The organism is Candidatus Purcelliella pentastirinorum (assembly GCF_003391335.1).
GTDB lineage: Bacteria > Pseudomonadota > Gammaproteobacteria > Enterobacterales > Enterobacteriaceae > Purcelliella > Purcelliella pentastirinorum.
In genome coordinates, this window is the sequence record NZ_CP028374.1 from 438429 (window position 1) to 461294 (window position 22866).

Annotated in this window: 21 protein-coding genes; 1 reads left to right on the plus strand and 20 read right to left on the minus strand. The window is 20.6% G+C overall.

All coding sequences use genetic code 11. The features are described 5' to 3' along the window. Positions 1-91: 91 nt before the first annotated feature. A complete protein-coding gene (locus C9I82_RS02145) occupies positions 92-1018 on the plus strand; it encodes a nucleoside hydrolase (RefSeq protein ID WP_115956196.1) in 927 nt (308 codons plus the stop codon). A gap of 27 nt (positions 1019-1045) precedes the next feature. On the opposite strand, the gene C9I82_RS02150 is transcribed toward C9I82_RS02145, so the two are convergent. The 20 genes from C9I82_RS02150 to rbfA form a co-directional block, all read right to left on the minus strand. Continuing rightward, positions 1046-2479, minus strand: a complete 1434-nt coding sequence (locus tag C9I82_RS02150; RefSeq protein WP_162859736.1) for an NADH-quinone oxidoreductase subunit N — start codon at positions 2477-2479, stop codon at positions 1046-1048. A gap of 7 nt (positions 2480-2486) precedes the next feature. Continuing rightward, the gene (locus C9I82_RS02155; protein ID WP_115956198.1) at positions 2487-3989 is read right to left on the minus strand and encodes a complex I subunit 4 family protein; all 1503 of its coding nucleotides are present in this window, start codon (positions 3987-3989) and stop codon (positions 2487-2489) included. 74 nt (positions 3990-4063) lie between these two features. Then, a complete protein-coding gene (gene nuoL / locus C9I82_RS02160) occupies positions 4064-5881 on the minus strand; it encodes an NADH-quinone oxidoreductase subunit L (RefSeq protein WP_115956199.1) in 1818 nt (605 codons plus the stop codon). After that, the gene (nuoK, locus tag C9I82_RS02165) at positions 5878-6180 is read right to left on the minus strand and encodes an NADH-quinone oxidoreductase subunit NuoK (RefSeq protein ID WP_115956200.1); all 303 of its coding nucleotides are present in this window, start codon (positions 6178-6180) and stop codon (positions 5878-5880) included. Before nuoK ends, nuoL begins: the two co-directional genes overlap by 4 nt. 26 nt (positions 6181-6206) lie before the next feature. Then, positions 6207-6635: an NADH-quinone oxidoreductase subunit J family protein gene (locus C9I82_RS02170; RefSeq protein ID WP_162859737.1), complete on the minus strand. Its 429-nt coding sequence runs from the start codon at positions 6633-6635 to the stop codon at positions 6207-6209. A 73-nt stretch (positions 6636-6708) separates the two neighbouring features. Next, positions 6709-7251 (minus strand): NADH-quinone oxidoreductase subunit NuoI, encoded by a 543-nt coding sequence (gene nuoI, locus C9I82_RS02175; RefSeq protein ID WP_115956202.1) that lies wholly within the window; start codon positions 7249-7251, stop codon positions 6709-6711. A 9-nt stretch (positions 7252-7260) separates the two neighbouring features. Continuing rightward, positions 7261-8232, minus strand: coding sequence for an NADH-quinone oxidoreductase subunit NuoH (gene nuoH, locus C9I82_RS02180; RefSeq protein WP_115956203.1), 972 nt, complete (start codon positions 8230-8232; stop codon positions 7261-7263). A 1-nt stretch (position 8233) separates the two neighbouring features. Next, on the minus strand, positions 8234-10954 hold the full coding sequence (gene nuoG, locus C9I82_RS02185) for an NADH-quinone oxidoreductase subunit NuoG (protein WP_115956204.1): 2721 nt from the start codon (positions 10952-10954) through the stop codon (positions 8234-8236). Positions 10955-10993: 39 nt separating this feature from the next. Next, entirely contained in the window at positions 10994-12268 is a 1275-nt protein-coding gene (gene nuoF, locus C9I82_RS02190) for an NADH-quinone oxidoreductase subunit NuoF (protein ID WP_115956205.1), read from the minus strand. Then, positions 12265-12768, minus strand: coding sequence for an NADH-quinone oxidoreductase subunit NuoE (gene nuoE, locus C9I82_RS02195; RefSeq protein ID WP_115956206.1), 504 nt, complete (start codon positions 12766-12768; stop codon positions 12265-12267). The genes nuoF and nuoE overlap by 4 nt, the downstream gene beginning before the upstream one ends. Positions 12769-12770: 2 nt before the next feature. Then, complete coding sequence (gene nuoC / locus C9I82_RS02200) at positions 12771-14570, minus strand: NADH-quinone oxidoreductase subunit C/D (RefSeq protein WP_115956207.1); 1800 nt, start codon at positions 14568-14570, stop codon at positions 12771-12773. A gap of 107 nt (positions 14571-14677) precedes the next feature. After that, a complete protein-coding gene (locus C9I82_RS02205; RefSeq protein ID WP_115956208.1) occupies positions 14678-15331 on the minus strand; it encodes an NADH-quinone oxidoreductase subunit B in 654 nt (217 codons plus the stop codon). A 1-nt stretch (position 15332) separates the two neighbouring features. Next, positions 15333-15707 carry an NADH-quinone oxidoreductase subunit A gene (locus tag C9I82_RS02210; RefSeq protein ID WP_115956209.1) on the minus strand — a complete coding sequence of 125 codons (375 nt, stop codon included), beginning with the start codon at positions 15705-15707 and terminating at the stop codon, positions 15333-15335. Positions 15708-15816: 109 nt separating this feature from the next. After that, positions 15817-16458 (minus strand): outer membrane protein assembly factor BamC, encoded by a 642-nt coding sequence (bamC, locus tag C9I82_RS02215; RefSeq protein WP_115956210.1) that lies wholly within the window; start codon positions 16456-16458, stop codon positions 15817-15819. A gap of 215 nt (positions 16459-16673) precedes the next feature. Next, positions 16674-17240, minus strand: coding sequence for an elongation factor P (gene efp / locus C9I82_RS02220; RefSeq protein ID WP_115956211.1), 567 nt, complete (start codon positions 17238-17240; stop codon positions 16674-16676). A 127-nt stretch (positions 17241-17367) separates the two neighbouring features. Next, the gene (locus tag C9I82_RS02225; protein WP_115956212.1) at positions 17368-19005 is read right to left on the minus strand and encodes a DEAD/DEAH box helicase; all 1638 of its coding nucleotides are present in this window, start codon (positions 19003-19005) and stop codon (positions 17368-17370) included. Positions 19006-19212: 207 nt separating this feature from the next. Next, entirely contained in the window at positions 19213-21285 is a 2073-nt protein-coding gene (gene pnp / locus C9I82_RS02230) for a polyribonucleotide nucleotidyltransferase (protein ID WP_115956213.1), read from the minus strand. A 114-nt stretch (positions 21286-21399) separates the two neighbouring features. Then, a complete protein-coding gene (rpsO, locus tag C9I82_RS02235) occupies positions 21400-21669 on the minus strand; it encodes a 30S ribosomal protein S15 (RefSeq protein ID WP_115956214.1) in 270 nt (89 codons plus the stop codon). 71 nt (positions 21670-21740) lie between these two features. Further along, positions 21741-22502: a tRNA pseudouridine(55) synthase TruB gene (gene truB, locus C9I82_RS02240; protein WP_115956215.1), complete on the minus strand. Its 762-nt coding sequence runs from the start codon at positions 22500-22502 to the stop codon at positions 21741-21743. Further along, positions 22499-22864 carry a 30S ribosome-binding factor RbfA gene (gene rbfA, locus C9I82_RS02245; protein WP_115956216.1) on the minus strand — a complete coding sequence of 122 codons (366 nt, stop codon included), beginning with the start codon at positions 22862-22864 and terminating at the stop codon, positions 22499-22501. Before rbfA ends, truB begins: the two co-directional genes overlap by 4 nt. Positions 22865-22866 lie beyond the last annotated feature (2 nt).

Sequence of the window (22866 nt, forward strand, 5' to 3'; positions counted from 1 at the left end):
AATTATATATTTTATACTTTTATTATTTCAAATAAAATATTTTTTTGTTATAATATTTGTGTATTTTAATTTACAATGCTTTATTTAAAACATGAATAAAATTATTTTTGATACAGATATTGGAATTGATGATGCTTTTGCTTTATTATTAGCTTATAAAACTCAAAATATTTTAGGTATTACTACAGTTTTTGGTAACACTAATATAAATCAGGTTACTAATAATGCTGTCTTATTTTCTAAAAAATTTGATATAGATGTACCTATTTATAAAGGTTGTTCAAATTCACTTGTATATAATAATTCATTTGATGATTCTATTAATATTCATGGTAATAATGGTTTAGGTGATATATTTAATGATTATGTCAATTATGTTGCTTATGATGCTTTAGAATTTATTATTGATAGTATAAATGATAATCCTCATGAAATAATTTTAGTTGCTTTAGGTCCTTTGACTAATATTGCTACAGTTATTAAAAAATGTCCTGAATTGGTATCTAAGATTAAGTTTTTGATTATAATGGGGGGAGCTTTTGGTACTGATGGTTGTTTTGGTAATATAACATGTAATAGTGAATTTAATGTATGGTCTGATCCTCATGCAGCTCAATTAATTTTTTTATCAAAATTACCTATTGTAGTTGTACCTTTAGATGTTACACATAAAATTGTTATAACAGAAGATGATTTATTATCTTTAAATAATAATTTTTTAATCGATTTATCTCGTTGTTATATGTCGTTTTATAGAAATAAAAAATTTTTTGATGGAATGGTATTGCATGATCCTATAGTAATTTCTTATTTAATTGAAGATAAATGGTTTGATGTTAAAGATGTATATGTAGAAGTTTTGACTGATAGTTTGTATAGAGGTAGTACTCTTATGTATGATAAGAAATATGATTTTCATAATATATTACATCATAATGATAGTTTATTAAGAAAAGTTTGTTTAAATTTAGATGTTGTAAATGTTAAATCTAATTTATTAAGTATATTAAAAATATAATATAAATATTATTTTTTATTTTTTAGTTTATATATTAGTTCTTATTATATTAATTATTGATTGAGGATATATTCCTATAAATACAATAAAAATTATAGATAAATATATTAATATTTTTTGTAATTTTTCATTTTTATTTATTTTTATTATATTTTCAATATTTTGTTTTTTACAAAATATTATTTTAATAATATGTAAATAATAACATATTCCAATAATATTGCTAAATATTATCAAAATTGTTAACCACCATAAATGAGAAGTAATAGTCAACATCATTATATAAAATTTACTTATAAAACCTACTGTTGTTGGAAACCCTGCGAATGATAATATTGTTATAGTTAGCATCAGGGCATATGTTTTATTTTCCCAGAATATTCCTTTTATATAATTTATAGGATAATTTTCTTTTTTATCTTTTATTTTATTATATAATAAATTTATTATACCAAATATCCCGGTAGAATTTAATAAATAACTTATAATGTATATAATTGAAGTTTCAAATGATAAAATATTTTTTGAATTTATTATTACTAATAATAAATTACCTATGTGAGTTATAGATGTATATGCGAATAGCTTTTTTATATTTTTTTGTAATAATGCCATTAAATTTCCTAAAATTATTGATAAATATGTCATTATTTCTAATATTATTTTTATTGAATGAATATTTATAATAAATGTGTTTAAAATTAGATTATAAGTTGCGTAAAAATAAGCTATTTTGTTTGTTGTATTTAGAAAATTTATTGTTGGAATAGATGATCCCTTATATACATCCGATATCCATAAATGAAATGGAGTAGTTGATAATTTAAATCCTAAACCAACTAAAATCATAGAAAAACCAATGATTGCTAATGGTTTATTTATTATTAATTGCATTATTATATTATATGTAATATTTCCTGTTGTTATATAAATTAATGATATTCCAAAAATTATGAATGATAATGATATGCTAGCTAATATTTTATATTTTATTGCAGCTTTTAGAGAAGAATTTTTTTTTAATGGATATCCTATTAATCCTGTGGTGGGTATTGATATCAACTCAATTCCTACTAAAAAAGATAATAAATTATTTGTATTTATTATAATTATATTTCCTAAAGATGAAATTAGTATAAATATATAAAATTCATTTTTATCTTTATTATTTTCATTTATCCATTGTTTTGCATATATACATGTTGATAAACTTCCTACTAATGTGATTAATGTATATATTATGGTATGTTTATTTACATATAGTAATGTTGTTAATTGATTTATTTTATTGTTTATATTAAATATTAAAAATAATATTAATGTTGATATTGATATTATAGTTAAAAAATAACTTTCTTGTTTTTTTATTCCTATTATTGTTAATATCATAATAGTAATTAATGTTCCAATTATAATAGATATTGGTAATATTATATTTAATGATTCAAAAATGTATTTCATATAAAGTTTATTTATTTTCAATATAATAGTTAATATTATTTGTTTTGTATTTTATTTCTTTCAGAATGATTTCTGGGTATAGACCTATTAACAATGTGGTTATAATTAAGAAAATGTTTATACTTAATATCTTAAAATTTATTTTTTGAACTTTTATTAATTTTTTTTTCTTTCCATAAAATATTTTTTGTAAAATTATTAATGAATATATAGAGGAAAATAATAAATTTAATGACATTAATATTGATATTATTAATGATTTTTTAAAAATACCTAATAAAATTATTATTTCTCCTATAAAGTTACCAGTTCCTGGTAATCCTATATTTGCTAATATGAAAAATAATGTTATTATAGGAAATATTTTTTTTTCTTTCCATAATCCACCCATTTTTTCTATGTTGAAGGTACTTAAATGTTCATGTATCTGTTTACATAATATAAATAGTGCTAATGTTGATAATATATTAGATATAATATATATTATTATTCCTGGGTATATAAATTTATTAATATTACATATAGCTATTAATACAAATTTTGTATGCATTATAAGATTGTATGTAATAAGTTTCTTAAGGTTTTTTTGTGCTAATGCCATCAAAGAACTGTAAAACATACTAACAATTAATAAATATGATATTATTGTTGAAAAATTACTCATAGCTTCATGAAATAGAGATATATTAAATCTTAAAATTCCATATAAAGGAATTTTTAACAAAAATCCTATGATATCTACTGTACTATTTGTTGGATTGCTGATATGTGTATCAATCATCCATTTATGTATGGGTATTATAGGTGCTTTTATTAAGAAAGATACTAAAAATCCCAGCATTAATATATTTTCTGTTATTTTAGACATATGTACTTTTAATAAAGTATTATAATTAAAACTCCATATATCTGTATTTTTATAATTAATATAAGACAGCATTATAATGCTACATAATAATATTATTCCTGAAATTTGTGTGTAAATAAAGAAATTTATAGCATTTTGGATTCTTTTTTTTATGTTTTTATCTCCCCATACTATTATTAAAATAAATATTGGTACTGATATTAATTCCCAAAAGAATAAAAATAAAATCATATCTATTGATAAAAGTATTCCTATTGTTGATGTAATAATTAATATTATATTAAAATAAAATAGACCAGGGTATTTATTTATATTATTCCATGATATTATAATAGTTATTATACCTAGTAAATTTGTTAGTAGGATCATCAATGATGATAATTGATCTACTGCAAAATGTATATTTATATTGAATCTATTTATCCATTTTGTACAAAATTCTATATCCCATACAGGTATTTTATTAATTAAAAACGATTTTTGATTAAAATTAATGTGTTGATAAATTTTTATTGATAATATTATCAATATTATATTAATAAAAAGAGCTAACCATTTTGGAATGTTTTTATTTAGATATTGACTATGCCAACATATTATACTTCCTATAAATGGAATTATTATTATCCATACAAGTAGCATCGTTATTTTAATCCTTAAATATTATTATTATTTTTATTTGTTTAATTATTTAAATTATAATAAATTTGTTAATATTATATATCTATTAATATAAATGATATAATAATTATTCCACTAATAGTTATTGTAGTAATGTACCATCTAATATTGTCATTAGAAAGAAATTCGATTGAATTACTAATATAATATGTTGTTTTTTTTGTAAATAATATTATTTCATTTAATGGATCTTTTTTTATATATAGTATTAATTTATTGAATGGTTTTATTAATATTATTTTATATAAATTGTCTATTTTTTCAGTAATAAATAAATATTTTAATATATTTTTAATTTTATCTTTTTTTTGTTTATTTTTTTTTCCATAATGTTGTAATTTTAATGTAATTATAGATCCTGTAATTATTATAATAATACTTATTATTTCTAATATAATTATGTTCTTATATTTAATTTTATTTAAATAAATTGTTAATATTCCTCCTATGGATGTTGATAATATTGTTAATATAATTAAGGGTATATTATGAAATAAATTATTTATTTTTATTTCTTTTAATTTATAATAGTTATTTCCGTGAAAAATTTTAGTAATTAATCTGGTTGTATAAATGGTAGTCAATAAAATACCGATTAGTCCAATTAATATTAATATATTATTATTATTTATTAATAAATTTGATAAAATTATATTTTTACTATATCCTCCAGAAGTAATTATAGGAATACCTAGTAATGAAGCTCCCCCTATTAAAAAATATAAATAAATTAATGGAATTTTTTTATATAATCCACCCATTTTTAAAATATTTTGTTCGTTTTGTAAAATCGTTATAATACTTCCTGTTGCAAGAAATAATAATGATTTAAAATATGCATGGTTCATTAAATGTAATGTGGCTGTATTCCAACATCTTGTACTTATCATTATAAAAATATATCCTAACTGACTAATTGTAGAATATGCTAGTATTTTTTTAATATTTTTTTCTTTTATTGCTGATAAACCTGATGAAATTATTGTTATTCCACCTATAATTCCTATTAGGTTAAAAATTTTTGGAGTTAATATAAATAATGTATGTGTTCTTAATATAAGATAAATTCCAGCAGTTACCATAGTTGCAGCATGTATTAAAGCTGATACTGGTGTAGGTCCTACCATTGCATTTAATAACCATGTATGTAATGGTACTTGTGCTGATTTGCTTATTGCAGCTATTAAAAGTAATAAATTCATTAATTTTATATTCTTATTATTATAATTAGAATATTCTAAAGCTAATGTTTTAATTTTCAATATATTTAAAGTTCCAAATGTTTTATATATAATTAAAATAGATATTATTAAACATATACTGCCAATTTTTGTAATTATAAATGCTTTCATTGCAGCTTTTACATTTTTATAGTTTTTATGATAAAAACCTATTAATAAATAGGAACATATTCCAACCCCTTCCCATCCAAAAAATATAGTTATTAAATTATCAGTTAGAACTAATATAATCATATTAAATACAAAAAAGTTCATTAGTGCGAAGTATCTTTTAAGGTATTTTTCTTCTTTCATATACCATTTAGAGAAAATATGTATTAATAAGGAAATAGATGTAATCATTACTAACATATTTATTGATAGATTATCTATTAATAAATTTATGTTTATATGATAATTTTTTATTGTCATTAATTTCCATAATTTTTGTATATATATATTTTTTTCATGATTTTTAAAATATATTAAATTATATAAAGTTATTATAGTAGATATTAATATTGATCCTATCCCTAATAGGGGGATAATGTTTTTTGAATATTTTTTATTTAATATCATAATTAATATTGAACTAATTAATGGTGATATAATTATTATTGACAGAATTTTCATTTATCTAACTCTTTTAGACAATTTATATCTAGTGTTTTAAATCTATTATACATTCTCATTAATAAGCTTAATCCTATACTTATTTCTGCTGCTGCTATGCTTATTATAATTATATATATGATTTGTCCATCAATATTATGCCAATAGCCATCTGCAATTATAAAATTTATTGCTGAACTATTAATCATTATTTCTATACCTATTAATATATAGAAAATATTTCTTCTGCATATTGTTGTTATCAAACCCATCCAAAATAATATTGATGATATTATTAATATATATTTTAAATTAATCATATTTTTTTTGTATAATATTTTTATTTTTAATGTTCGTTATTAATATAAAGGGATACTAATAATGCTGATAATAGCATTATTGAAGATAATTCAATAATTAAGATATATTTATTAAAAAATATAATACCTATATCTTTAATATTTGTTTTAATTATATCTATGTAATAATATTTATTATTTAATAATTTATTAATAATAAATATTATAGATATAGATAATGATATTGATATTATTATCATGAGTTTATTTGATGACCATTCTTTTTCTTTTTTTTTTGTAAATTTATTAGGGTTAAGCATCATTATTACAAAAATGAATAATACCATTATTGCTCCAGCATATATAATTATTTCTATAGCTCCAATGAAATTAGCATTAATCAAAAAAAATAATCCTGATATGCTCATTAACGATATTATTAAATGAATTAGTGAGTTTATTGGATTTGTATTCATTATTGTGCATATAATATTAATTATAGTAATTAATATACAGATATAGAAGATTGTTCTCATATTTAAAATCTCTTTAAGGTAATATTTTTTTTACATCAATTGGTTTATTTTCATTTAAAGCTTCACCCTTTTTTTTATTTTTTGTTTGTATTCCTGCAATTTTATAGAAATCATATTTTTTATATTTACCTGTATTTAATGTTAATAAATCATTTTTTTCATATATTAGGTCAGATCTTTTATATTCTGATAATTCTACATCTGGAATTAATTGTATTGCTTGAGTAGGACATGCTTCTTCACAAAAACCACAAAAAATACATCTTGAAAAGTTTATACGAAAAAATTTTGGATACCATCTACCATCTTTTTTTTGTTTTTTTTGTAATGCTATACAACTTACTGGACATACTGCGGAACATAAATTACATGCAACACATCTTTCATTTCCTTTTTTATTTCTTGTTAATATGATTCTCCCTCTGTAACGTGTTGATAAATTTATTTTTTCAAATGGATATTTTATTGTTTCAGGTTTGGAAAATATATTTTTAAATATTATCAATATACTTTTTAAACATGTAATAATAGTTATTATAATTTTTTTTATTTTCATTTGATTTTTTTATTTATATAAGATTATTATTGATGTAATTATTAAGTTTAATAATGTTAGTGGTAAACAAAACATCCAACCAAATTCTATTATTTGATCAAATCTTGGTCTAGGTAAAGATGCTCTAATTATGATGAATATTATTGTACAAAAAAATGTTTTTAAAACAATACATATTGTTGGTGATAAAAAATTTAATCCATACCACCCGCCAAGAAATATTGATACTATCATAAATGACATACTAATTATATTAATGTATTCCCCTAAAAAGAATAATGCAAATTTCATACCAGAGTATTCTATACGGTATCCATCTGATAATTCTTGTTCAGATTCTGGTTGGTCAAATGGATGTCTATGACATATTGCAATAGAAGCTATTATGAATGTTATAAATCCGAAAAATTGTGGAACTATATTCCATAAATGTTTTTGATTGTGTACTATTTCTAACATATTTAATGTTTTTGATTTAGCAATTACTCCCATAATGGATGTACTTAAGAATATTTCATAACTTAATGTTTGTGCTATTGATCTAATAGATCCTAATAATGGATATTTACTATTACTTGATATTCCTGCTAACAATATTGGATATACTGATAAGCTTGTAATCATTATAAAAAATAATATACCAATATCAATATTCATAATTGATGAATTTTCATTAAATGGTATTATCGAAACTATTATTATTGGTAATATAAATGCAATTATTGGTGATATTACAAATAATATTTTTTTACTAAAGGGTGGTATCCAATCTTCTTTGAAAAGCATTTTTATCATATCTGCTAATACTTGTAATGTTCCTTCCCAACCAACTTGATTAGGTCCATATCTATTTTGTAAGATTGCTAAAATTCGTCTTTCAATAAAACTAAGAAATGCACTTGATATTATAATTGTTAATAAAATTGTTAGGTTTTTTATTATATGTATTTTTTCTATAATATTTGATTTTAACAAAAACATCTTAGATTTTCCGTAAATCGTTTATATTGATTTTTTTATGATTTAAAGATAGTGGTAGTGTTTTTTTTCCTAATGGTAATCCTATATATCCTTTTTTAACATAACTTGAAATTTTAATTATTAGATTTGAATATGTATCATGATAATGTAGTTCTACTAGATCACCATTATTTAATTTTAATTTTTTTGCATCACATATATTTAATATTATATATTTTTTATTTATATATTTATTTATTTTTGTGAAATATTTTGTTAATTCTTCAGATCCCCATATTGTATAAAATGGGTATATTTTTAATTTATTTTTTTTTTTAATATCTTTTTCAGGTATTTTATTAAACCAATTAATGTTTTTTGTTTTTAGAAAATATAAATAATTTTTGAATTTTTTTTTAGGTTTTTGATTTTCTTTTATTGTTTTATATAATGCTTGATTTGAATTCCATCCTGGACTCCAGATAAATGGTGTTTGTAAATTTTTTATATTTAACTTATAATATCCTTCCATAGAAAAATTGAACATTGTATCTTTATCTTTAGGTTGACTTTTTTCATGTACATTTAAATTTGTTTGCAAGGCTGTACGTCCACTATAACGTTGTGGAGAACGTGCTAATTTTTGTCCATATATTCTAAACGATGATGATTGAGCAGCATTTTTTATATTTTTTAATTTTATAGTTTTTTTATAACATTCATTTATTATTTCATCTGTTTTAAAATTATTTTTTTTATTAAAAATGTTTTGTAATTTTTTTACCCATTTCCAACTTTCTAGCATTAAATTATCAGAATCATAAAATTTTGGTTCAAATAATTTAAAAAAACGTTGGTTTCTTCCTTCATAATTAATTACTGTTCCTGTACTTTCAGCGAATGTTGTTGCTGGTAAAATAATTTTTGCATGTTTAGTAAATTTTGTAAATTGGTGATCAATTAATATTATATTATCTCTTTTTTTGAAAATATTGTTTATATTTTTTTTTGATAATCTATAATATAGGTCGTTTTCCATAATTATTATAATAATATTATTATTATCTTTTATTTTTTTTAAAGTCTTGTTTAAAGATATTCCTCCTATCAATGAAACTCCCATACTGTTTACATCTGATGGTAATAATATTGTTCCAGTATTAGAATTTACTATTTTTAATGCTTTTATTAAATTACTTACAGCTTGTATCATTTCTATACTTCCTAATTGATTACCAGAAATAATTAATGGATTTTTTGCATGTATTAATTTGTTTGCTATATAATTGGATTTTTTAATTAATTCAACATTTAAGTTTAGTACAGGTGGTGAATTTTTGTTTAATTTATTTGCTATTGAAAATATAAAACGTGTTTGATCTTCAATTGATCCATAATAAGACCATTTAGAAATATCATTTAATTTTGTTTTATTGATAGAGGTTATGAATAGATCATTTATTTTTTTTTGTTTAATATTAGATCTAGCAATATTATGCCATTTTTCTATATTTATTTTTTTTAATAAATTATTCATAGTATTTTTAATTGCTTGTCTAACTGCTAAAGCAATACATGGGGATGTTTGTGTTATATCTTCACCAAATATACATATAACATCATATTTTTCTATATTTTTTAAGGATGGAATATTTATATTACTATTACATAATATCTTTAATATTAATTTGTTTGTTTCTTCTTCTTCTTTTGTCATACCTGTTGAAAAATTTTTTTTCCCTACTAATGTTTTTAATATAAAATTACTTTCAGTACTTGCTCTTGTTGAACCTATACCAATTATTTTATTATATTTTATCATCATGTTTTTAATTATTTCTAATGCTTTATTTTTTTTTATTTTCAATAATTTATTATTTTTTTTAATAAATATATATTTTGGTCTTTTGTTATTATTGACGTATCCATGTCCAAATCTTCCTTTATCACATAAAAAATAATTATTTATTTCGTTGTTATATCTATTATCTACTTTGATTAATTTACCGTATCTTTCTCCAATACTAATGTTGCACCCAACACTGCATTGTTGGCATATACTAGGAGAAAATTGTGTATCCCATTTTCTAGCATAATTATTTGAATTTATTTTATCTGTAAAGACCCCGGTAGGACATATCTCTATTAAATTACCAGAAAATTCATTTTTTAACATTCCTTCTTTTGTTCTGCCGAAATAGATATTATTACTTATTCCAAATACTCCAAAATCATTACCTTGTGCATATTCTTTATAATATCTTACACATCTATAACATGTAATACATCTATTCATTTCATGAGATATAAAGGGTCCTAGGTATTGATTATAATATGTTCTTTTTTTAAAATTATATCTTCTTGATTTATGTTTAGTTATTACAGTCATATCTTGTAAATGACAATTACCACCTTCTTCACATATTGGACAATCATGGGGATGATTTATCATTAATAATTCTATTATGAATTTTCTAAATTTTTTACTTTCTTTATCATTTATTGTTATAAATGTATCGTCAGTTACTGATGTCATGCATGCCATAACTATTTGACCATCTTTATCTTCATAATTTTGATATTTTTTAATTGCACATTGCCTACAAGATCCTACACTTCCCATTTCTGGATGCCAACAAAAGTATGGTATATTGAAACCTAATGATAAACATATTTGTAATAAATTATTATTTTTTTCTTTTATTTTATATTTTTTTTTATCTATATATAGATTTATTGTCATTTTTTAACCCAAAACGTCATTTTCATTATAAAAATTTATTTATTTTAGACTATATTTGAATTCTTGATAGAAAATTTTCATTGCACTTTGTAATGGAGTTATAGCTCCAATTGCATGAGCACAGAATGTTGTTCCATTTTTAATATGTGAACATAAATCTCTGAGAATTTTTATATCTTTTTTATTTCCTTGTTTTTTTTCTAATTTGTTTAATATTTTTACTATCCATGGTAAACCATCTCTACATGGAGTACACCATCCGCATGATTCTCTAGAAAAGAATTTTTCTATATTTTTTATTAATGATAAAATATTTATTTTATCGTCTATAGCTAATGCCACTCCTGTTCCTAGTCGACTTCCTATTTTAAGTATATTAGTAAAATCCATTGGAGTATCTAAATGTTTTTCTGTTAATAATGCTGTACTTGCTCCTCCTGGTTGCCATGCTTTTAATTTTACTTTTTTACACATTCCTTTAGCATATTTTTCTAAAATTTCTCTTGCTGTTGTTCCAAATGGCATTTCCCAAACACCTGGATTATTTACTTTTCCTGAAAATCCCATTATTTTAGTACCATAATCATTACTTTTAGATAACCCTTTGTACCATTCTGGTCCATATTTGATTATTCCAGGTATATTACATAATGTTTCTACATTATTTATACATGTAGGTTTTCCAAGAAATCCGACTAATGCAGGAAATGGAGGTTTATGTCTTGGTATAGCTCTTTTACCTTCTAATGAATTTAATAAAGCAGTTTCTTCACCACAAATATATCTTCCAGCTCCTGTATGAATATTAAGTTTAAAATTAAATTTTGTATTAAATATTTTATTTCCAATAAATCCAGCATTTATTGCTTCTTTGATTGCTTTTTGTAAATTTATATTAGCTTTAATATATTCTCCTCTTAAAAATATATAGCCTTGTTGTGCTTTTAATGCGAATGCGGCAATAATAATACTTTCAATTAGCAGGTGAGGTAGTTGTTCTATAAGTAATTTATCTTTATATGAACCAGGTTCCATTTCATCCGCATTGCATATTATATATTTATCTTTAGAAATATTAACTTTTGACATTAATTCCCATTTTATACCTGTTGGAAAGCCTCCTCCACCTCTTCCTTTTAATTCTGAATTTTTAATTATTAATATAATTTCTTTAGAGTTCATATTATTTAATGTTTCTTCAGCTATTTTATATCCTTTTTTTTTACAATATTCTTCAATCCATATTGGTTTTTTATCTTTACGTATACGCCATGTTAATGGATGAGTTTGATTATTTTTTTTTTTAAATTTCATAAATATTTATCCAATATTTGAATGATTGAATTTGTACTTACTGGGCCATATATATCTTTATCTATCATAATTGTAGGACTGAAATTACAATTACCTAAACAACATATTGGTAATAGTGTAAATAAATTATCTTTTGTTGTATTTCCTGGTTTGATTTTTAAATGATATTCAATTTTTTTTTGAATATTTTTATATCCATTAATATAGCATACTACACTGTCGCAGAATTTTATAATATGTTTACCTACAGGTTTTCTAAAAATTTGACTATAGAAAGTTGCAATTTCTTCTATATCATTATACGATACTCCAATTTCTTTTGATATAGCAATTATAATTTCATCAGAAATCCAATTTCTTTCTTCTTGTACGATTTTTAATGCTTCTATTATCACTGAATTTTTATTTTTATAATTTTTTTTTTCTTTTTTAATTTTTTTTTTCTCTTTTGCTGTTAATTTAATTTCTTTTTTTTTATTTATTTTTTTTATGTTTTTCATAATTATCTATCCACATCAGACATAACAAAATCTATACTTCCTAAATATACAATAAGATCTGATATTAAACTTCCATTTATTACTGATGGAATTTGTTGTAAATGTGGGAAACTTGGTGTTCTAATTCTTGTTCTATAACTTGTTGCATTACCGTCACTAATTATATAATAACTGTTTATTCCTTTAGTAGCTTCTATCATTTGTAATGATTCTTCTGGAGGTAGTATTGGTCCCCAGGACATTTGTATGAAGTGATGTATTAATGTTTCTATGTGTTTTAATGTTTTATTTTTTATGGGAGGTGTAGTTAATGGATGTTCAGCTTTATATAATCCTTCAGGCATATAATTAAGACATTGTGTTAATATATTTAAACTTTGATATAGTTCTTCCATTTTTAATATAACACGTGTATATGCATCACTTGTACCGTCTCCTATAGGTATTTGAAAATCAAAATTTTCATATCCTGAATATGGTCTATCTTTTCTAATATCAAAATTAATCCCTGTAGCTCGTAGTCCTGCTCCGGTTACGCCCCATGATAATGCTTCTTTTTGATTATATTTTGCAATTCCTTTTGATCTTTGAATAATTATTTTATTATTTAATGATGCATTTATATACATGTTTAATCTTTTTGGTATCCATATCAAGAATTCTTTTAGTAATTTATTCCAATTTTTTGGTAAATCTTTAGCTACTCCACCTATTCTAAACCATGCTGGGTGCATTCTTGCTCCAGTAATTTCTTCAATAATATTATATATTTTTTGACGATCAGTAAATGCTAAAAAAATAGGAGTTATAGCACCTAGATCTTGTATAAAAGTAGATATGTATAGTAAATGACTATTAATTCTAAATAATTCTGACAGCATAATTCTTATTGTTTGTGCTCTTTTAGGTATTTTTATCTTTGCTATTTTTTCTATTGCTAATATATAAGGCATTTCATTAATACATCCACCTAAATATTCTATTCTGTCCGTATAAGGTATGTATCCGTGCCATGTTTGTCTTTCTGCAATTTTTTCAGCTCCTCTATGATGATAACCAATATCTGGTATGCAATTTATAATTTTTTCTCCTGATAGTTGTAATATTATTCTGAATACTCCATGTGCTGAAGGATGGTTTGGTCCAAAATTTAAAAACATATAATTTTGTTTTTTGTCATCTATTTTTTTTAAACCCCATTCATCAGGATTGAATGTTAATGATGACATTTCTAATTTTTCTTTTTCTTTTGTTAATATAAAATAATCTAATTCTGTTGCTCTAGAAGGATGGTTTTTCCTTAATGGATATCCTATCCATGTTTTGGGCATTAAAATATTTGTCAAATTTGGGTGTCCTGTAAATTTTATTCCAAACATTTCCCATGTTTCTCTTTCGTACCAGTTTGAATTAATAAATATTTTAGTTAATGATGGTATTTTTAGATCTTTCTCTTTTAGTGCTATTTTAAATATTAAATCTTTATTCTGTTTTATTAATAAGATGTGATAAAACACACAAAAATCAGCTTTTGGTAAATTATTGCGATGTATTCTTAATCTTTCATCTATTCCGTGTAAGTCATATAGCATTATATATGGTTTATTTATTTTCTTAATAAAATATATTATATCTATTAAATCTTTACGATTTATCCATATAGTTATACTATTTGTTAGATTTTTTTGTAAAATAAAAATTTTTTCTGGAAATTTTTTTTTTAAAGTTTTAAGTATATTATTTCTAATATCAGATTTTATTTTGTTTTTTTTATGACAATGATTATTTTTATTTTGTTTCATAATATATTTATTTATTTTATAAATTTTTATTTTTTAGTATAATTTTTTATTTAATTAAATTAAATAATATTATTTAAATATGCAAAATAATATTTATATTATATTTTTTATTCAAAATATTTTTTTGATATTCTTTTTTTTCTTTTTTTTATACGTTCTGCTTTATGATTAGCTTTGTATATTCCTTGATCTCCTATATACCATGATAATGGTCTTCTTTCTTTACCAATTGATTTTTTTAATAAAAGAAGTGCTTGTATATAAGCTTCTGGTCTAGGAGGACATCCGGGTATATATACATCAACTGGTAGAAATTTATCTACTCCTTGTATTACTGAATAGATATCATACATACCTCCTGAGTTAGCACATGATCCCATAGATATGACCCATTTAGGTTCTAACATTTGATCATATAATCTTTGTATTATTGGTACCATTTTGTAAAAAACAGTTCCAGCAATAACCATTAAATCTGCTTGTCTAGGAGATGGTCTTAAAACTTCAGATCCAAATCTTGATATATCATGTATTGATGTAAATGATGAAACCATTTCTACATAACAACAAGATAATCCAAAATTAAATGGCCAAATAGAATTTTTTCTCCCCCAATTTACTATGTTATGTATTAATTTTTTTAATTTTCCTATATATATATTTTGTTTTAAATTATTTAATGGATCTTTTGTTTTATATCTTTTTTCTAGTGGATATTTATTATTTGAATTTGATTTTATTTTAATTAACGTATAGTCCATTTTAATAATCCCTTGGTATTTTTTTATTTTTATTATTTATTAATAATCCATTTTCTTTTATTATATATATTAATCCAATTAATAATATTAAAATGAAAATCATCATTTCTATTAATCCTAATATTCCATTTTCTTTTATTGATAATACCCAAGTATATAAATATATTGTTTCTATATCAAAAAGTATAAAAAATATTGCTATTTTGTAAAATTGTATATTTACTTTTATATTATTATTATCTATAGGATTCATACCTGATTCAAATGGTATGTTTTTATTTATTGTATTATTAGATTTACCACCTAGTATCCATCCAGATAATAATATTAATAAACTTATTATTATTGTTAATGAAAGATATATTAGGAATGACATATATTTTTTATTTTTTTATTTAAATTTTTGTTTATTTGTAAATAAGTATTTAAACATTTTTTGATAATATTTAAAATACAATTTTTTTTTTTAATTTTATATGTATGTTTTATTTATAATTTTTAATTTTATTAATAAATTTAAAATATTGATAAATTTTATTGAGTATTAATTTTTCATAATATTTTTTTATATTTTTTTCGTAAATTTGTTTATTTAAATATTTTATATTAAGTAAATTTACATATATTTTATTTATTTTTTTATTTAAAATTATTTGGTATCTTAATTTATAAGATGTTTTTTTATCTAAAATTATTGAGTTTATCCATTTTGTATTTAATTTATTTATTTTATTTTTTATTGATATATTATCAATATTAATTTTATAGTATTTTATAGCTTTAATTATTTTTTTCCAAACCTTATCTGTTTCTTTTATTTTTTTTAAATCTTTTATATTTTTTAAAAAAATATTTTCTTCATAATTTGATTTTAATAATATTTGTGGAGGATATATATTTAATTTTTTTCCTATTTTATTTTTACTATTTTTAATAGAAATTGGATAATTTATATTATTATTTATTATTAAATATATGTTTTTAGGAGTTTTTAGTCTTTTTAAATTAAATGATTTTAAATAATATGTATAGTTATTTATTGTTCCTTTGGGTATTTCTTGTTTTTTACATGATGTATTTAATAAAATAATGATTGATAATATAATTATTTTGTTTATTTTTTTCATTTTTTATATTTTAGTATTTTTTAATAATTTTTAAAATCTTTATTAAATATTTTGTTAATAAATTATATTATTTATTATATAATTTTGGATTATTTAATTAATATGCATTTATTTTAATTATTAATAGTTTTTATAGTAATTACATTTTTTTTCTAATAAATTTAATATTATAGATATTAATTAATATTGTTTTTATATATGTATAATATAAAATTTTATTTTATTCTAGATATATATTTTTTGTTTCTAGTATCGATTTTAATAATATTTCCATTTTTTACAAATAGCGGTATTTTTATTTTTATTCCGTTATTTAATTTGGCGATTTTTGTATTTTTGTTTATATTTTCATTTTTACATGGTTCTGTTTCAATTACAGTTAAATTTATGAAATTAGGAATATTTATTGATATTGCATTTTTATTCCATAAAGTTATTGTATATTTAATTTTAGGTGATAACCATTTTATTTTTTTTAATATAATTTTTTTTTTTATTGCTATTTGATCAAAGTTAAATTTATTCATGAAATACCATATTTTTGTATCATTATATAAATAGATAGCATTTATATCTAATATATTTGCAGATTTTACTGAATCTGTAGATTTAAGAGTTTTTTTTATTAATTTGCCATCTTTTAATTTTCTTAGTTTAACTCTTACAATTGTTTGCCCTTTCCCTGGTTTAAATAATTCATGATTTTCAATAGAATATGGTTCGTTATTTATAATAATTTTTAATCCATGGTAAAATTTATTTGCGTTGTATTTTATTTTCATTTTATTTTTTATTATTAATAATAAAATTTATTATTAGATTATGTATAATTTAATAGGTTAATAATATATTTATTTTTTAATTTATGATTTTATTTTAAATCTAAAATATTTTATGAATAATTTAATTTTAATTTGTTATTTGTCTTTTTTTTTTAATATATCTTTTCCTTGATAATCTTATTAAAGTTATTTTATTCATAATTTTTATTTTGTTTTTATTTTTTTCTATTTTTTTTCTTGTTCTTTTAGATAATTCTATAGTTGAATATGATTTAAATATTTTTATTTTTCCAATATCATTATTTTTAATTTTATTTTTATTATTTAATTCATTTAATATTTGTTTAATTTTTATTCCATCTTTTATTCCTAGATTAATTGTATATAAACACATTGAATTTGTTTTTGGTTTATTGTAAATTTTATTTATTTTTTTATATTTAATATTATCTGGTGGTAATAATAATGGCTTCTCTTTTTGTGCTAGTTTTAATAATATAGTTGCTAAAGTTTCTATATCTATTTCTTTTTCTTTTTGTAATTTTATTAATAAAATACGATATTTTTCTAAATTTTTATTTTTTAATTGTTTTTGTATTTTATCAATGAATTTATTTTGTCTATGTAAATTTAATAATTCTGGTTTAGGTAATTCTATTTTTTTTAACGGTAATTTTATAATTTTTTTTATGTTTTTTAGTAAATATCTTTCTTTATTTTCTACAAATAGCAATGATTTTCCTTTTCTACCAGCCCTACCTGTTCTTCCTATTCGATGTATATATGATTTAGGATCTAATGGAATATCATAATTTATTACTAAGTTTATACGTTCAACATCTAATCCTCTTGCTGCGATATCAGTAGCAATTAAGATATTTAATGGTCCTTGTTTAAATTTTTCTAATGTTCTTTCTCTGGAAATTTGATTCATATCTCCATTTAATGGAGAACATGTATATCCTTTTTTTTCTAAAAAACTTGTCATTTTTAATGTAGAATTTTTTGTTCGAACAAAAATTAAGACTGCTTCATATTTTTCTATTTCTAAAAATCTTGATAATGCTTCATTTTTTCGACCGTATATAAGACAGTAATTTTGATTAATATCAGGTATATTTTGTATATTAGATTTTATTTTTATTTCTATAGGATTTTTTGTAAATTTATATGTAATATTTCTAATATTATTAGGCATAGTTGCTGAAAATAATGCTATTTGGTATTTTTTTTTTATTTTTGATATTATTTTTTCTACATCTTCTATAAATCCCATTTTTAACATTTCATCAGCTTCATCTATTATTATTTTTTTTATTTTAGATAAATTTATAGTTTTTCTTTTTAGATGATCTAATAATCTTCCTGGTGTTCCAATAATTATTTGAGGCTTATTACGTAATAGATATAATTGTGTTTCATATTTTTGTCCCCCATAAATAGATATTATTTTTATATTATTTATATATTTTGCAAATTTTATATATGAGTTTGTTATTTGTTTTGCTAATTCTCTAGTTGGTGTTAATACTAATATTTGTATATTTTTTTTATTTATATTTATATTATTTAAAAATGGTAATGCAAATGCTGCTGTTTTTCCGCTTCCTGTTTGTGCTATTCCTAGTACATCTCTTCCTTTTATTAATTCTGGTATACATGCAATTTGTATAGGTGATGGTTTAATATATCCAATATCTTTTAACGCTTTTATTATATTTGAGTTTAATTTTAAATCGTTAAAAGTTAATTTTGTTTTGTTCATTTATTATTTATTCCTTTTAATAAAATTAATATATTTTTATATTATTAATTAAATTTAATTTTAAATATAAAATAAATATTTTATTCATGAAGATAGTATAGGGCATAAAAAATATTTAAAATAAAATATAAAATTTGTTCTATAATTATTTATTTTTAAAATTTTTATTTATTTGGATGTGTTTTGTAATATTTTACATAATTTTAATTATTTCATGCTTAAACGAAATCTATTATGTTTATCAATTTCTAATACTCGTACTTTTACTTCTTGTCCTATTTGTAAATAATCTGTAATTTTATTTACTCTTTTTTCTGAAATTTGTGATATATGTATTAATCCTTCTTTACCTATTCCTATTTTAACAAAAGCTCCAAAATCTACTATTTTGGTTATTTTACCTTTATAAATATTTCCTACTTCTATTTCATAGGTTAGTTCTTTTATTCTTTTTATAGCTTTTTTAGTTTTTTTTTCGTTATTTGCAGCTATTTTTATTATTCCATTATCTTTTATTTCTATTGAAGTACCTGTTTTTTCTGTTATTTCTCTAATAATTGATCCACCTTTTCCTATAATATTTTTTATTTTTTCTGGTTTTATTCTCATTGTATATATTCTAGGAGCATATATGGAAATGTTATTTTTAGGTTTATTAATTGCTTTATTCATTACATTAAGAATATGTATTCTAGCATGTTTTGCTTTATTTAGAGCTATTTTTATTATTTCATAGGTAATATCTTCTATTTTCATATCCATTTGTAAAGCAGTTATTCCATTTTTACTTCCTGCTACTTTAAAATCCATATCTCCTAAATGATCTTCATCTCCTAAAATATCAGATAAAATTACATATTTATCTTTTTCTTTTATTAGTCCCATAGCTATACCAGCTATTGCTTTTTTAATAGGAACTCCTGCATCCATTAATGCTAATGATGCTCCGCATACAGATGCCATAGATGATGATCCATTTGATTCAGTTATTTCTGATACAATACGTATTGTATAAGGAAATTTTTCTTGTTTAGGCATTACAGCTAAAATACTATTTTTAGCTAACCAACCGTGACCTATTTCTCTTCTTTTAGGTATTCCTATTTTACCTATTTCTCCAACTGAGTATGGTAAAAAATTATAATGAAATAATATATTATCTGTATGCATACCGTGTAATTCGTCTACATTTTGTGCATCACGTGTTGTACCTAATGTTACTGTAACTAATGCTTGTGTTTCACCTCTTGTAAATAATGCTGATCCATGAGTTCTAGGTAGTATACGTGTACGTATATCTAATGCTCTAATCATGTCTTTTTCTCTACCATCTATTCTTATTTTATTTTTTAAAATATTTTTTCTTATTATTTTTTTTTCTATTTTATTAAAAATATTTAAAAGATCATTTTCTTTTATATTCTTATTTATTATATTTAATTTAGATATTGTTTTATTTTTTATTTCATTAATTTTATTCAATCTTATTTGTTTTTCTGTTATGTTGTATGCTATTTTCAATTTCTTTTTAACAATTTTTTTAACTTGATGATATAAATCTTCATTATTATTTATTATAGGTGTAGTATAATTATTATTTTTATATTTATTTGTTAATGATTTTATTTGATTAATTACATTTTTTTGTTCGTTGTGTCCAAATATTATTGCATCTAATATTTTATTTTCATTCAACATATTAGATGTTGATTCAATCATTAAAACTGCATCTTTTGTTCCTGATATAATTAAATTTAAATCACTTTTTTTTATTTCATCATATGTTGGATTTAAAATATATTGATTATTTATATATCCAACTCTAGCGGCTCCAATTGGTCCATTAAATGGTATATTTGATAGATGTAATGCTGCTGAGGTTCCTATTATTGATATAATATCAGGATTTATTTGTGGATTAAGTGAAATTACTGTAGCGATAATTTGAATTTCATCTGTACAATTACTTGGGAATAAAGGACGGATTGGTCTGTCGATTAATCTTCCAGTTAATATTTCATTTTCACTTGGTCTTCCTTCTCTTCTAAAAAAACTACCTGGTATACGTCCCGCTGCATATGCACGTTCTTGATAATGTACTGTTAATGGAAAAAAGTTTTGTTCATTTTTATTATTTTTTTGATTAACTATACTAATTAGTATGGTTGTTTCATCCATACTAGCTATTATTGAAGACGAAGATTGTCTTGCTATAGTTCCAGTTTCCAATGTAATAATATTACGACCATATTGAAATTTCGATATTGTTGAGTTTAACAAAACATATTCCTTTAATTTTATAAGTTGCTATTTTTAATATATTATATCAAAATTTATATATATGTTGTATATAAATAATATTTTAAATCTAGTAATTGTTTTTATTTTATTATTTTAATGTCTTAATTTTAGTATTTTTATTAATTTTTTATATTCTTCATTTTTAGTTTTTTTAATATATTTTAATAATTTTTTTCTTTTTGATATCATCTTTAATAATCCATATTTACTATGTTTATCTTTTTTATTTTTAATAAAATGTTTTTGTAATTTATTTATTTTTTTTGTCAATAATGCTATTTGTATATTACTTGATCCTGTATCTTTATTTTTTAATTTAAAATTATTAATGATTTTAAATTTTTCTTCTTTATTTAAGGGCATAATTGTATAATCCTATTTTAATATTTTTTTCAATAATTTAAATATTTTATTATATTATTTATTTTATTTTTTTAAAATTTTAACTCATTGTCTAGAAAATATACTTTTCTAAATTCGTTAAGGATATTTAATGTTATATTGATATTTTTGTTATTTTTTCTTTTATAATACGATGTAACTATATTTTTTATATTTATTAATTTTATTGAATTTTTTAAAGTATATATTCCTATTTGTAATCTTCTTAGAAGAATTACATGTGCTCCACAATTTAATATTTCACCTAATTCATTTATAATTGATCTTATATAAGTTCCTTTTGAACAGGTTATTTTTATTTTTATTTTATTGATTTTATAATATATTAATTTTATTTTATGAATATAAATTTTTTTTTTTTTAATTGGAACTTGAATATTTTTTCTTGCATAGTAATATAGTGGTTTTCCTCTATATTTTAATGCTGAATATATTGGTGATTTTTGTATTTGTTCTCCATGAAAATTATTTATTATCTTTTGTATTTTTTTTTTGGAAAAATTTATTTTTCTAGTTTTTAATATTATTCCTTCTTTATCAAAAGTATTTGTACTTTCACCTAATTTAGCAATAACTAAATATTTTTTTTTTTGTTCAATTAAGTATTGTGTTTTTTTGGTTGTTTTTCCTATACATATAGGTAATACTCCAGTTGCAATTGGATCTAATGTACCTACATATCCAGCTTTTTTTATTTTTAATATTTTTTTTATTTGTTGCAAATTATTATTTGAACTTAATCCATATTCTTTATCTAATAATATCATGCCATTTATATTATTCTTTTTATTCATTTATTAGTTTTTTTATTTAATTTTTTAATTAATTTAAATATTTTTATTCCGTTATCTAAAGAATAATCATATAAAAAATTTAATATAGGTATATTTTTAATATACATTTTTTTTTTTAGTAAAATTCTAATATAACCTGATGCCTTATTTAAAATATTTAATATATTTTTTTTATTTAAATTTTTGTTTTTCACAAACATAATAAAAATATTTGCGTACTTTAAATCATTTGACATAATTATATCTGACAATATTATTATATTTTCAAGACGAGGATCTTTTATTTTTAATAATATTATATTAGCTATATTTTTTTTAAGTTCTTTAGCTATTTTTAAGGATCTTGTTTTTTTTTTATTCATAT

What these genes read in the sequence shown, in the direction of transcription:
- C9I82_RS02145 (WP_115956196.1), top strand. Translation starts at nt 92, where the DNA reads ATGAATAAAATTATTTTTGATACAGATATTGGAATTGATGATGCTTTT.
- C9I82_RS02150 (WP_162859736.1), bottom strand. Translation starts at nt 2,479, where the DNA reads ATGAAATACATTTTTGAATCATTAAATATAATATTACCAATATCTATT.
- C9I82_RS02155 (WP_115956198.1), bottom strand. Translation starts at nt 3,989, where the DNA reads ATGCTACTTGTATGGATAATAATAATTCCATTTATAGGAAGTATAATA.
- nuoL (WP_115956199.1), bottom strand. Translation starts at nt 5,881, where the DNA reads ATGAAAATTCTGTCAATAATAATTATATCACCATTAATTAGTTCAATA.
- nuoK (WP_115956200.1), bottom strand. Translation starts at nt 6,180, where the DNA reads ATGATTAATTTAAAATATATATTAATAATATCATCAATATTATTTTGG.
- C9I82_RS02170 (WP_162859737.1), bottom strand. Translation starts at nt 6,635, where the DNA reads ATGAATACAAATCCAATAAACTCACTAATTCATTTAATAATATCGTTA.
- nuoI (WP_115956202.1), bottom strand. Translation starts at nt 7,251, where the DNA reads ATGAAAATAAAAAAAATTATAATAACTATTATTACATGTTTAAAAAGT.
- nuoH (WP_115956203.1), bottom strand. Translation starts at nt 8,232, where the DNA reads ATGTTTTTGTTAAAATCAAATATTATAGAAAAAATACATATAATAAAA.
- nuoG (WP_115956204.1), bottom strand. Translation starts at nt 10,954, where the DNA reads ATGACAATAAATCTATATATAGATAAAAAAAAATATAAAATAAAAGAA.
- nuoF (WP_115956205.1), bottom strand. Translation starts at nt 12,268, where the DNA reads ATGAAATTTAAAAAAAAAAATAATCAAACTCATCCATTAACATGGCGT.
- nuoE (WP_115956206.1), bottom strand. Translation starts at nt 12,768, where the DNA reads ATGAAAAACATAAAAAAAATAAATAAAAAAAAAGAAATTAAATTAACA.
- nuoC (WP_115956207.1), bottom strand. Translation starts at nt 14,570, where the DNA reads ATGAAACAAAATAAAAATAATCATTGTCATAAAAAAAACAAAATAAAA.
- C9I82_RS02205 (WP_115956208.1), bottom strand. Translation starts at nt 15,331, where the DNA reads ATGGACTATACGTTAATTAAAATAAAATCAAATTCAAATAATAAATAT.
- C9I82_RS02210 (WP_115956209.1), bottom strand. Translation starts at nt 15,707, where the DNA reads ATGTCATTCCTAATATATCTTTCATTAACAATAATAATAAGTTTATTA.
- bamC (WP_115956210.1), bottom strand. Translation starts at nt 16,458, where the DNA reads ATGAAAAAAATAAACAAAATAATTATATTATCAATCATTATTTTATTA.
- efp (WP_115956211.1), bottom strand. Translation starts at nt 17,240, where the DNA reads ATGAAAATAAAATACAACGCAAATAAATTTTACCATGGATTAAAAATT.
- C9I82_RS02225 (WP_115956212.1), bottom strand. Translation starts at nt 19,005, where the DNA reads ATGAACAAAACAAAATTAACTTTTAACGATTTAAAATTAAACTCAAAT.
- rpsO (WP_115956214.1), bottom strand. Translation starts at nt 21,669, where the DNA reads ATGCCCTTAAATAAAGAAGAAAAATTTAAAATCATTAATAATTTTAAA.
- truB (WP_115956215.1), bottom strand. Translation starts at nt 22,502, where the DNA reads ATGAATAAAAAGAATAATATAAATGGCATGATATTATTAGATAAAGAA.
- rbfA (WP_115956216.1), bottom strand. Translation starts at nt 22,864, where the DNA reads ATGAATAAAAAAAAAACAAGATCCTTAAAAATAGCTAAAGAACTTAAA.